The organism is Leptospira neocaledonica, from assembly GCF_002812205.1.
GTDB classification, from domain to species: domain Bacteria; phylum Spirochaetota; class Leptospiria; order Leptospirales; family Leptospiraceae; genus Leptospira_B; species Leptospira_B neocaledonica.
In genome coordinates this window covers 363,767-375,789 of the sequence record NZ_NPEA01000004.1, presented here as the reverse complement: position 1 = coordinate 375,789, position 12,023 = coordinate 363,767, and the positions used below count along the sequence as shown (strand labels likewise).

Annotated in this window: 9 protein-coding genes and 1 pseudogene; 5 read left to right on the top strand and 5 right to left on the bottom strand. The window is 37.9% G+C overall.

Features of this window, described 5'->3' with window-relative positions; translation table 11 throughout:
- Position 1 precedes the first annotated feature (1 nt).
- From CH365_RS08915 to CH365_RS08895, 5 genes and pseudogenes are all read right to left on the bottom strand, one after another.
- A pseudogene (locus CH365_RS08915) lies at positions 2–499 on the bottom strand (hypothetical protein); the annotation flags it as partial.
- Between the two features lie 182 nt (positions 500–681).
- A complete protein-coding gene (gene rdgB, locus CH365_RS08910; RefSeq protein ID WP_100768212.1) occupies positions 682–1,269 on the bottom strand; it encodes an RdgB/HAM1 family non-canonical purine NTP pyrophosphatase in 588 nt (195 codons plus the stop codon).
- Positions 1,266–1,604 carry an STAS domain-containing protein gene (locus tag CH365_RS08905; RefSeq protein WP_010514772.1) on the bottom strand — a complete coding sequence of 113 codons (339 nt, stop codon included), beginning with the start codon at positions 1,602–1,604 and terminating at the stop codon, positions 1,266–1,268. The genes rdgB and CH365_RS08905 overlap by 4 nt, the downstream gene beginning before the upstream one ends.
- A gap of 199 nt (positions 1,605–1,803) precedes the next feature.
- The gene (locus CH365_RS08900; protein WP_100768211.1) at positions 1,804–3,045 is read right to left on the bottom strand and encodes an acyltransferase family protein; all 1,242 of its coding nucleotides are present in this window, start codon (positions 3,043–3,045) and stop codon (positions 1,804–1,806) included.
- On the bottom strand, positions 3,042–4,622 hold the full coding sequence (locus CH365_RS08895; RefSeq protein WP_100768210.1) for a hypothetical protein: 1,581 nt from the start codon (positions 4,620–4,622) through the stop codon (positions 3,042–3,044). Before CH365_RS08895 ends, CH365_RS08900 begins: the two co-directional genes overlap by 4 nt.
- 245 nt (positions 4,623–4,867) lie before the next feature.
- On the opposite strand from CH365_RS08895, the gene CH365_RS08890 reads away from it, so the two are divergent.
- The 5 genes from CH365_RS08890 (at position 4,868) to CH365_RS08870 (ending at position 11,970) form a co-directional block, all read left to right on the top strand.
- Entirely contained in the window at positions 4,868–8,005 is a 3,138-nt protein-coding gene (locus tag CH365_RS08890; RefSeq protein ID WP_100768209.1) for a SpoIIE family protein phosphatase, read from the top strand.
- Between the two features lie 220 nt (positions 8,006–8,225).
- The gene (locus CH365_RS08885; RefSeq protein ID WP_244283077.1) at positions 8,226–9,971 is read left to right on the top strand and encodes an ATP-binding protein; all 1,746 of its coding nucleotides are present in this window, start codon (positions 8,226–8,228) and stop codon (positions 9,969–9,971) included.
- A 6-nt stretch (positions 9,972–9,977) separates the two neighbouring features.
- Entirely contained in the window at positions 9,978–10,421 is a 444-nt protein-coding gene (locus CH365_RS08880; protein WP_100768207.1) for a response regulator, read from the top strand.
- Positions 10,422–10,423: 2 nt separating this feature from the next.
- Positions 10,424–11,557, top strand: coding sequence for a hybrid histidine kinase/response regulator LvrB (gene lvrB, locus CH365_RS08875; protein WP_100768206.1), 1,134 nt, complete (start codon positions 10,424–10,426; stop codon positions 11,555–11,557).
- Between the two features lie 65 nt (positions 11,558–11,622).
- Positions 11,623–11,970 carry a CsaA family protein gene (locus tag CH365_RS08870; protein WP_100768205.1) on the top strand — a complete coding sequence of 116 codons (348 nt, stop codon included), beginning with the start codon at positions 11,623–11,625 and terminating at the stop codon, positions 11,968–11,970.
- The last annotated feature ends 53 nt before the right edge of the window (positions 11,971–12,023 follow it).

Genomic DNA, 12,023 nt, shown 5'->3' with positions numbered 1-12,023 from the left:
CTCAGATATATTTATCCAGAAGTTTCATCAATATTGGCATAAAGATGGTGACTGCGATCCCAGTCGCCAAAATCCATTTTGTTTGGGTGGATATCAGCTGATGGATTTTAGCGAATTCTTTATAAACTCCTAAAAATCCGGAATGCATTTCTTCTCTTAATTCTAATTTCATTTCCGTCATTTCGGATCTGAGTTCAAATTTACAAACTGCAATTTCAGATTTGATCTCTGATCTAACCGCTGCAAATTCAGACCTGACTTCCGTTTTAAATCCTTCGAATTCAGAGCGAAAGATTGCAAGCTCCGTTTTGAGATTTGTAAGTTCGCCCGTTAGACTAGTGGAAGTTTGATCGGTATTATTTTTAAATTCAGATATTTCGGTTTTGATCTTTCCGACTTCTTCCGTAAGTCTCTTCTCGAATTGGTTACGTGATTCTTCCAAAAGTATCTTGCTCCCTAAATTCCAATTGAAATTTACGAAATCCAAAAATTCATCCCTTCCTTTCGGACCTCAAATGTCTTCTAATTTGGCGGGGACTCTTTTATAGATTGGTACCTTCATTTTAACCTCCGACGGTTGTTTGGCAACTCGTTCTTCAGTTTCAGGTACCTATTTGCTCGTGATACTTGCGTTTTTTGATAAAAAAATCCGGAATATTCATTCGGAATCTATATTCAGTTTTATGAATATGTTTTCAGATATTTTACTAATTCATCCAAGGCTTTTTTACGATGAGAAACTGAGTTTTTTTTCTCATCTGAGACTTGAGAAAAATGAGCGGAGAAGGGTGGGTAATAAAAAATAGGATCGTATCCGAATCCGTTTCCACTTGCATCATAAATATCGGAGATCAGTCCTGGACATTCTCCTTCGAAAGTAAATTCTCCTTCCGAAGTGACTAACGCGATCACGCAGACGTATTTTGCGTTTCGGTTTTTTTGCCCTTCCATTTTTTTCAAAAGAAGCCTAGCTCTTCCTTCGTCGTCTAAACCTTCTCCACCAAAACGAGCAGAATAGACTCCAGGTTCTCCGCCTAAAGTTTCTACACAAATTCCGGAATCGTCGGCTAAGGAAGGAAGTTTGGAAAGGGAGAATAATTCTCTAGCTTTAAGAAGAGCATTCTCGGTAAAAGTTTTGCCGGTTTCTTCCGGACCGAAATCGATTCCTAACTCCTTCGGGGTTGATAAGGTAAACCCTAAAGGAGAAAGGATGGCTCGAATTTCGCGAACTTTATGGGAGTTGTTGGAGGCTAAAGAAAGGGACTTCAATTTCCCAATTTGAACTCGTCAAAAGCATCTTCGATAGTAGGAAGAACTTTGAACACTTTGTCCAACATTGTGATCTCGAATAGTTGGAGAAGATCGTCGTCGTTTACTACGATGATAATATCTCCTTCTGCGGAGTTGAACTTTTTTTTGTAAGAGACTAGGATCCCCAACGCAGTTGAGCAAATATGACTCACCTCAGTAAGATCGATTATGATCTTAGGAGAAGGTTCGAAATTGTGGTCGCTCAGGTTGCGGTCCAGTTCCTCGCTATCGGATTGCAGAATGGATCCGGAAATTTTAATGATGTGGATGTCGCCTTGAACCGTTATTTCCATGTGGGTAACGAACCTTGTGTGCATATTCGATTTTTTAATAGCAAGCAAAAAACGGCCTTTCGTGAACTTCTTTCTCCACTTCTTCCCTAATAATTTTAGAAAAAGAAGGAGAAGACCCTTTTTTCGGGAATTTCTCCCGAAAAAACTTCATTTATGTCCCACAGTTGGGTAATCCTAAGGTCCTTGTTCTAATTTCCGATCAGGAAACCTTCTGCATTTGTTCTCTGAAAACTTCGGAGGTCATCTTAACTTTGTATCTTGCGATCAATTTATCTTTGAGAATTGCAAACGGTTTTTCAGTGATTAAATGATAGAAATATGCGAAGAAGAAAACGGACAATCCAACCGGGATAGTATAAAGCAAGAATTCATGTTGTTCAAGTTTTCTATCTGCGAAAAGTAACCTTCTGGAAATAGGCGTCATCACCACGATATGGATGATATAAGCGCAGTAGGATAATTTCGCAAAAGGAGAGAAACCTTTCCATGAAAGGAATTTCCCAATCGGATCTTCTTTTCTCATGCAAAGAATTAAGATTCCAATCCATAATAGAGCAAAGCTTGGAAAACGAATAATTTGATGAAATCCCATTTCAAATTCGTTCACCAAGGCAGAATATATTAGTATTACTAACCAAAGTCCTGCGTGTAGATAATTTGCCCAGGGCCCTGACTGAAGTGCCTTTTCGATCCATCCTTTATGAAAATTGAATATATATGCGAATATAATTCCATAAAGAATAGAATCTATATGTCCGTGGAATGGGTAATAAAAATTCGCATTGTACAGATCTACACTTTCGGAACCTGAGGTTTTTAGGATCACAGTGTACATGAAGATCGCACGATAGATTAAAGGAAGTAGCGTAATAAAGATCAAAAACCCCAATCTAAGATGTTTCGGAACATATCGGAAAATAATTAAAAGAAAGATCGGAAAAAGGATATAGAATTGTTCCTCTAATGAGAGAGACCAACCGTGAAACATCGTTCCTTTATAATAGTCAGAAAGATAAAGAAAATCGAACCAGATTTTGGTTTTGGCGACTTCGATTTGAGCAGCCAGTTCTGCGGGGACACTTTTTAGAATAATAGGAATGAAAATAAAATACTGTAAAATTAAAAAAACATAAAATGGAGGAAATATTCGCAAAGAACGTTTTAAATAGAAAAATTTCCAGTTGATAGTGCCTTTTGATTCCAATTCTGCAAACAGTGGACTGGCAATTAAGAATCCGCTTAAAGGAAAAAACAAGTCCAGGCATGCAGACCCGTTATTCAGAAAATTTCTTAGATTAGGATCAATATCTGGGATGAAAGTATACACAGTACGATACATATGTCCGTAGATCAGCATAAAAAAGCCCAAGGTTCTTAACCCGTTAAAAGGCGCGATCTCCCTTTCGTCGGATCTAAAAATTCCTAGGAAATATTCTTTCATTCAATGATCCTTACTATTGTGGATTTATAGTGAAAGGAGCTCTTGTTTAGGATTTGAAACTCTTCACTTTCTTTATCTGGTGTTTCTAATGTAATTGTAGTAGCGGGTTCCGAATCTCCACATCGGAAGGATTTAGGAACCAAAAAATGCCATTCTTCATTTAAGCACGAGTTATATCCTTCTCTAGTTAATCTGAGAAGGATTCCTAAGCTTAGATCTCCTTGTCCGAAATCTTTAGGATCTGATTTCCAGCGAATTCTATATTTGATTCCTTTTTGGGGAGAGATCGCTGCCAAAAATTTTTCCGGCCTATCATCATACTCGAATTCTGTGTTTTTTCCGTAGATAGCGATGCAGAGGAATATTATAGAAATGAAATAGATTCGGAAGTTTCTGGTATTCGGGAATTCCAATTTTGATAAAATGATTTTCAAGTTTAGATAATAAAGAAGTCCTGCCAGAACATAAGTAAACCAATAGATATGGGAGATCTGACCTCCTTTCATCTTGAATGCGCCGAATAACGTAATGAAGAATGTCCAGATTAGGATTTTGAGTAAGGATCTATCAAACTCTTGTAATTTTTCCTTCCAGAAGCTAGGAACTCCGAATAATATACCTACTATTAAAAGTGCTGGGATTTGTTTGGGAATACTAAGCGGAGAAACATAGTAAGATAAAACATATTGTAATGTTGGACCTAATTTATGAAAGGTAGAATTCTTAAGAGCCAATCCTATAATTTTGCTTAAGTTCCCGGGAGAGTTTGTGAATTGTTCAACTAAAGGTGGGATCCAACAAATGATTGTGAATGCCAATGCAAATAGGATACTCAATCCAAATTCTTTTGTTTTATATTGAGAGAATCCTTTGTTCTTATAGTCCGTTTCAAAACTTAGGTTATCTTTTAATACCTGACTTCGGGCTTCAAGAGCCTGGCCTTTTTGGGACAGGCTCTTATAAAAATAAAAACATCCGACTGCGAACAAAGGAACAATAAATGAAATCCCTACAATCTGATTTTGAACGATGATATTCGCACAAACTACGAACCAGAAAAAATTGCGAATAGAACCCTGGGAAAGATCGGTTAATGAGAGGATTAATACTAAAGTGGGTAAAAGAACCACTCCCGGTCCCCAGATATTTGAGAATGCATTCGGTAAAAGGGGAGTTAATCCTAAAATCAAAGATGCGAATAGTAGAACTGTCGATCTATTCTCTTCTAATTTTGTATGAAGAATTCTTAAACCGATTAGAAGGAAAAAAAGATTATAAAATACGATCCCAATAGAGTGAGCTCCATGAGGAGATTTCACGAAGAAGAATATTTTTTCTGCAAGAGCAAGATAATAGAATACAATCGGTCCCGGGTGATTTACTAAAAAGCGAGAGTATGCTCCCAGGGTTTCTTCTAATTTTCCTGCTTTCCAGATCTGAAGAGCGTTGGCGGCATAATCTCCAGTCTCTTGGTATGGTTGGCTGAAGAATCCTGGGTTTGCTAACAGATATCCTAAACAGAATAAGATTGGGAAAAGTAGATAAAGTGGAAGTTTTTTGTTGGAAGATGTTTGCATGAATCGGAGAAGAATAGGTTGGCCGATATTTCCAGTAAGCTTCCGTTTTTCGATTCCAAGGTCAAGTAGATTCCTTTTTAGAACGTGCTTTATGCAAAGAACGAATGTGAAGAAAGAACCTTAAATAATTTCTGTTGGAATTCCGACAAATCTAGGAAGTCCCATAAAATTTTGGAAATAAATTACGCTTGATCCGAGTCGGATCGTTACTCTAAGCTTCCGGGACTACTTTTCTATACCAATCAATGGATCCGTTATTCTTTAACTTTTACTCTTTCGGTTCGATCTTAATCGTTCTATACTTTCTATATGCCGCTTTCTTCTTTCTTACGATTAAAGAGAGAAGTATGGCCGCCTTTCATTTAGGAGTCTGTGCTTTAACCACAGTTTTCCATAATATAGGTTATTTCTGGGGCTTTATCTCCTTCGACGAAAGCACAATTTTTCATAGGGCTATAGCGGTTGCAGGGCCATTGATGAGTTTTACCCAATTAGTGGGGTTTTTCATTTATTTTCCTGAGCCTAGAAAGAAAGGGGTCTTACCTGGTTTAGTTTTTTATTGGCTTCTTTATCTTGGAGTATTAGTAGTCACAGGATATTATATTTTTATTTGTTGGGATGCTCCTAGATCTTTCGTACCCGGAAGCCATTATTGGGATTATGAGGTCCATGTATTTTACAGTTACTTTATATATATAATTTTATTTTACGAAGTCTGTTATCTTGTGATCGGAATCTGGAAGGCGATCATAGAGACAGGAAAAGAGAGAAGATCCGTAATTTATATTCTTCTTAGCTATGCTGTGATCACAGTGGTTCCTGGAATTTTAAACGCACTAAGTCGAAACGGAACAGTTGCACGTGCTACATACCAACAATCTTTTAACCTGGGAATGGTTACTGGAATGTTTCTGATCATGATAGTGTATGTGAACGCTACCAAAGAGAGAACCACGATCCTCAATCGTATCGTTGGAGTTTCTTTAGCCACATTCTTTGTATGTTATCAATTGGTAGGATATTCTATTCTGAACGGATACGAAAGATCCTATGATGAGATGAAAAGAAGAGACAGTTCTATTGCGGTCCAGGAAGGAAAGGATCCGCAAGGCCTTGCATATATAGTTTCTTACGATCCTGAAAAAAATGAATTTCGATCCGAGAAAGGGACTAAAGATCCTAGATTTAAAAAAGAAGACGAATTAGAAATCCGTTTCTTTAGAGAAAAACAAAAGATCTCTAATTTAGGAAGTTTACCTGCAAAGGAACGATTGGAAAGAACGGAAAAAATCCTGGAAACTTCTCCAAGTGATTTTAAAGCTTATGCTACCGGCGTTCGGTCCTTTCTAAAATCTAAAAATAACGATACCGTAAAAGATTCCGATATAGAAGAGTATTTCCGTAGTATATATGGAAAACTGAATATTATTCGAAATAAATATTCTAGACTTCCTGACCGCAAAAAACAAAAATCCATAGAAGGATTGCTTGTCTCTCCAGATCCCGGATTGTCCGAAACATTGGCTTATGTAAAACAATCCGCGATCCAGGCGGTAAATTCGGAAAAATCTGCGGAACAAGTCTCAAAAATTGTATTAAATTCATTGGCCCCTATACATTTTGTGGGGGAACGGATTTATCGAGGAACTAGGATCTATTCTCCTTCTGATCCTAAGCCTGTAATGTATCTATCCTATTATTTTGTTCCGAATCTCGGCGGAAAAATTTACGAAGTAGGATTCGAATATAAGGATTATAGAATATTCCAACACGATCCAAGTTTTATTTTGGTAGCTTCCATGGTTCTGACATTCTTCGTGATTGTGATCGGATTCAGGTTCTTCTTCCAAAATGCGATCGTAACACCTATGGACGAAGTGGTCGTGGGGTTAACCGAAGTGAATTCGGGAAATTTAGAATATAGACTGACTCCTCGAGTGGAGGATGAGATCGGATTTATCGCCAGATCTTTCAATAGAATGGCGAGAAGCATCCAAGCTGCCAGAAAAAGGCTCGAGAAATACGCGGACGAATTGGAAGAAAAAGTAAAAGATAGAACCAAAGAATTAGCAAAAACTTTAGAAGAAGTGAACGAGCTCAAGCAGCAGCAGGACGGGGATTATTTCCTTACTTCACTTTTGATCAAACCTTTGGGCGCAAATAAGGCAGTTTCTGAAAACATTAAAGTAGATTTTTTAATAGAACAAAAGAAAAAATTCAGCTTCCGAAGATTTAACGATGAGATTGGCGGAGATATGAATATCTCTAATCAGATCACACTCAGAGGACAGCGTTATGTGGTATTCTTAAATGCGGACGCTATGGGAAAATCCATGCAAGGAGCCGGTGGAGCCTTGGTTTTGGGAGCCGTATGCGAATCGATCATAGAAAGGACTCGGATCGTGGAATCCATGAAAGAGCAGTCTCCCGAAAGATGGCTGAAAAACGCGTTTATAGAATTACATAAGGTATTCGAAAGTTTCGAAGGTTCTATGTTAGTGTCATCAGTAATTGGACTGATAGATGAAAATTCTGGAACATTATATTATATTAATGCAGAACATCCTTGGACCGTACTTTTTCGAGATGGAAAGGCAGGTTTTATAGAACAGGACCTAATGTTCAGAAAATTGGGAACCACTGGAATGGATGGAAAAATTTCAGTGAAAACATTCCAGTTATTACCGGGCGATGTAATTATAGCAGGCTCAGATGGACGAGATGATATTCTTATCGGAAGTGATGACGAAGGTGCAAGGATCATCAATGACGACGAAAAACTTTTCCTAAAACTAATAGAAGAAGGAAATGGTGAACTTTCTAATATATACGAATCTATACATAAAGTAGGTTCTTTAACTGACGACTTGTCTTTGGTTCGGATCTCTTTCAAAGAAGAAGGAGGAATCGAAAGAATTCGCGAGAAGGAAAAGATCAGGCAACTTCTTAGGAAGGCAAAAGAAAAATCCCAAGATAAGAATATCAAAGAAGCATTATCTTTATTGGAAGAAGCAGATTCACTAGACAATCGTCTACCTGAAGTAAAGAAAGGGTTACTTAAGTATCATATTCGATTGAAGAATTATTCAAAGGCTTCTCAGTTTGCGGAAGAATATTTGAACATCCGTCCTGTGGATAAAGAGATCTTATTCATCGCTTCTTATGTAGCGAGAAGAGCCAGACAATTCCAAAAAGCCCAGGATTTCGGTGAGAGATTGCTTTTAAGAGAACCGGAACATGTTAGAAATTTGATCAATTTAACTAGGATCTCTATCGCTTTACGAAATTATGAAAGAGCAAAAGAGCTTTTAAGAGAAGCTCAGAGATTAGAGCCGGAAAATTCCCAAATCATAAAGATTAAACAAGCTTTAGACAGAATATAAAACTTTTGATCTAATGTGACTTAATCAAGTGCCTAAAGTCAAAAATCGATTTAGGAAATTAATTTTGTCCAAATTGTGTAAATATCTTGCAAAAGGAGGTCAAAAAAATTAAAATACGCGGATTAAATGTGAAATAGATTAAAAGATTAGAAACTTTTAATCTATTCTCTTCATTATCATGCTTTCATATGATTCTAAACTGAGGTTCGGACTAGTCGGTGTGGGTTTTCTAAGCCTTCTGATCGGCGTTTCTTCTTGGATTAGTAGTAGGAATCTTGCTCAATCCAAGGATTGGGAATCTCACACATTCGGAGTAATCTCTAGATTGGAAAGTTTGGCTTCTTCCGTAAAAGAAACCAAGATCCGATTTTTACTCTTCTTGTCTTCCGGCAAAAAGGAGGATCTGGAATATTATAAAACCGAAAAACAGAATCTTTTCTTCAAGCTGGGAGAACTGAAATATATAACCAGAGATAACCAGATACAAATAGGAGTTCTTTCCGAACTAGAAAAGGTGATGATCAAGAGGGACGAACTTGTCCAGAAATTCGGTTATTCTTCTCGAAACCAAGAAGTGGAAATAGAAAACGCTACTTTGGAAAATGAGATCGATCGTCTGATCGATAAATTGAAGGAAAAAGAGATCGTTCTTTTGGCGGATAGAAGTTCCAACTCCAAGGGCAAAGAAAAGATAACGGATTGGATCCTATTCTTATCGGTTGCTTTTAATATCCTGATTTTAGCGGTAGTTTACAGATTTTTAAAGACGGAATCGGATCGACGGATCGGAGCGGAAAAGGTCCTTTCCGAAAAGAATGATCTTCTGGAGCATACACTTTCCGAAAAGGAAAAAGTATATAAAGAAATCTTAATGATAAAAAGTGCTTTGGATTGTGCTTCTAGTAATATCATGATTGCAGACAACGATCTGAACGTGATATATACGAATCGTTCTGTAGTGAATATGTTCCAAGCTGCCAAAGAGAATATTCGCAATCAGTATCCGCATTTTTCTCCGGAAGCACTTTTGGGATCTTGTATAGATATTTTTCATGTTCATCCTGAGAAACAAAGGCATATTCTCTCGACGTTTACCAGCACTCATAAAAGTACCATTTCTATAGGCGGGAGACAGTTTAATCTGAGCGCAGACCCCGTTATCGATTCTTCAGGAGAAAGACTCGGAAGCGTGGTGGAATGGTTGGATGTGACTGAGAGGAATCTGAAAGAATTCCAGATAAACCAACTGAACCAAGATCTCGAGGAGAATATTCATAAACTAGAATATGCCAACCGGGAATTGGAAGCATTTAGTTATTCCGTTTCTCACGATTTGCGGGCTCCTATCCGTGGGATAGACGGATTTACAAAGATCATGTTAGAAGATTATTCTAACGTTTTAGAGCCCGAGGCTCTAAGGCTTCTGAATGTGATCGCTACAAATTCCAAATTTATGGGTCAATTGATAGATGATCTGTTGGCATTTTATCGTGTTTCCAAGTTGGAACCGAAATCGGATTCTATAAATATGAAACATATGGTTTCCGATTCGATAGAGATTATCAATCAAGAATACGGATCTAAAAGCCCTAAGGTACAAATTGCGGAACTTCCTCCTATAAGAGGGGATGCCCCTATGTTAAAACAGGTTTGGTTGAATCTGATCTCAAACGCATTCAAGTATTCTTCCAAATCTCAGGATCCTTTCGTCGAAATAGGTTTTTTAAATGGAGAAGGGAATCGAATATTTTTTGTAAAAGATAATGGAGTAGGTTTCGACGATCAATATTCTCACAAACTTTTCAAGGTATTCCAAAGATTACATTCGAACGAAGAATTTAATGGAACAGGGATAGGGCTTGCCATCGTGGATAGGATCGTGCAAAGACATGGCGGAAAAGTTTGGGCAGAAGGGAAAATGGGACAAGGTGCCACGTTTTATTTTACAATACCGAACAAGGAATAAAGAAGAATGAATCAATCGGGAAACTATGATATACTTTATGCGGAGGACAATCCGAACGATGCAGAGCTGACTCTGAGAGGTTTCAGGAAAAATAATTTAGTAAACCAAGTCTTTCACGTCAAAGATGGAGAGGAAGCTCTAGAATTTTTATTTTGCAGAGGAAGATATAAGGGGAGAGAATCCGGCGGAAAGCCATTATTTGTATTATTAGATCTTAAAATGCCTAAAGTGGATGGTCTCGAGGTGCTAAGAGAGATCAAGTCAGATGAAAAATTAAAAACAGTTCCAGTTGTGATGTTAACTTCCTCTGCGGAAGAGAAAGATATAGTAGAAAGTTATAAACTAGGCGTAAACAGTTATATTATAAAACCTGTAGAATTTGAAAAACTGATCATAACAGTATCTGAAATAGGACAATATTGGTGTATATTAAATAAATCGGTGCATTGATTATGAAGACGCTGAAATTCCTTTTTTTAGAAGATTCTTCTACAGACCTAGAACTTATCCAAAGGGAATTAAAAAGAGGGGGCGTGGAATACATTCCTGTCCATGTCCAAGATAGGGACGAATACCTTAAGGCAATCGAAGACGAGAAGCCTGATTTTATTTTTTCGGATTATTCACTTCCTAATTTTGATGGATTGTCTGCATTAACTATCGCAAAAGAACAATGCCCTAGTACTCCTTTTATATTCGTGTCCGGAACGTACGGAGAAGAGGCAGCCATCCAAACTTTAACTAGAGGAGCAACGGACTATGTTCTGAAAGACAGGTTAGTAAAACTTGTCCCAGCTTTAAGAAGAGCAATCCGAGAAATCGAAGAACATAAAGCCTTAAGAAGGGCGGAACAAGAGAAGTTTGAAATCGAAGAACAACTCAGACAAAGCCAGAAAGTGGAAGCGATGGGATTTTTAGCGGGGGCTATGGCCCATGAGATCAATAATCCTATCATGGCGATCATCGATTATGCTCAATTGATCTCCAAAGGAGATATGGATGTAGACAAGGCGCAAAAGATTGCTTCTAAGATCAAACAGGAAGGAGAAAGAATTTCCGTAATGGTAAAAGATCTATTAAGATTTGCCAGACAGGAAAAAGGAAACTTCGAACCTGTAAGCGTTTTTGCTTTAATCTCCAGGGCACGTTCTATCTCGGAACAAAGATTAAAAATGAGCCGTATCCAGTTGGATCTGGATGTGCATACTGATCTTCCTTCCGTGATGTGCAAAGAAGGGCAGATACTTCAGGTACTCTTGAATCTGATCAATAACGGAACGGATGCGTTGAATCAACGTTATCCGGAATATGATGAGAACAAGAGAATGATCATATCCGCAAAACCGGAAGAGATCGGAGGTAAATCTTGGGTCAGAATTACGGTAGAAGATTTAGGTTCCGGAATTCCTCAGGAGATCGGTAAATCTATCTTCAATACATTCTTCACTACTAAAGGAGCAGATAAGGGAACCGGTCTAGGACTTTCTGTCAGCTTAGGTATCGTGAAAGAGCATGGAGGATTTCTTTCCTTCGAAAGTGCTCCAATGGAATACACTAGATTTTTCTTGGATTTGCCTGCAGTCTAACAGCGATTTTTGGACCTTCTTCATATTTTTTTTGTCAAATAAATATCTAAGAATGGTTATACTAGATGATGGAATCGACTGAATATATAAACTTAGTTTCGGAAAAACCTTTTGCCGATCTAGACTTAAGAGTCGGTAAGGTGATTGGTTTTGAATTGCTTCTAGATCATGGGGAAAAAGCTTATAGATTGATTTTGGACTTCGGCGAAAACGGAGTCCGCAAATCGAGCGAACCCATACTTGCTCTAGGAGAAGAAAAAGATTTCTTGGGCAAACAAACTCTCTGCGTGATGGATTATCCTGCCGCTCATATTGCAAGAATGAGAGCCCAAGCTCTCTTCTTAGGCTTTATTGAAGATGAGGAAGAGTTCAGCAAGTCCGACGCGATCAGCTTCGTCCAACTCGCTTGTTAAATTGATCTTAAAAATTAAGAAGCCTTTCGGGCTTCTTAATATCTAATTTACCT

What these genes read in the sequence shown, in the direction of transcription:
- CH365_RS08870 (WP_100768205.1), top strand. Translation starts at nt 11,623, where the DNA reads ATGATGGAATCGACTGAATATATAAACTTAGTTTCGGAAAAACCTTTT.
- CH365_RS08905 (WP_010514772.1), bottom strand. Translation starts at nt 1,604, where the DNA reads ATGGAAATAACGGTTCAAGGCGACATCCACATCATTAAAATTTCCGGA.
- CH365_RS08890 (WP_100768209.1), top strand. Translation starts at nt 4,868, where the DNA reads ATGGATCCGTTATTCTTTAACTTTTACTCTTTCGGTTCGATCTTAATC.
- CH365_RS08880 (WP_100768207.1), top strand. Translation starts at nt 9,978, where the DNA reads ATGAATCAATCGGGAAACTATGATATACTTTATGCGGAGGACAATCCG.
- lvrB (WP_100768206.1), top strand. Translation starts at nt 10,424, where the DNA reads ATGAAGACGCTGAAATTCCTTTTTTTAGAAGATTCTTCTACAGACCTA.
- CH365_RS08900 (WP_100768211.1), bottom strand. Translation starts at nt 3,045, where the DNA reads ATGAAAGAATATTTCCTAGGAATTTTTAGATCCGACGAAAGGGAGATC.
- CH365_RS08895 (WP_100768210.1), bottom strand. Translation starts at nt 4,622, where the DNA reads ATGCAAACATCTTCCAACAAAAAACTTCCACTTTATCTACTTTTCCCA.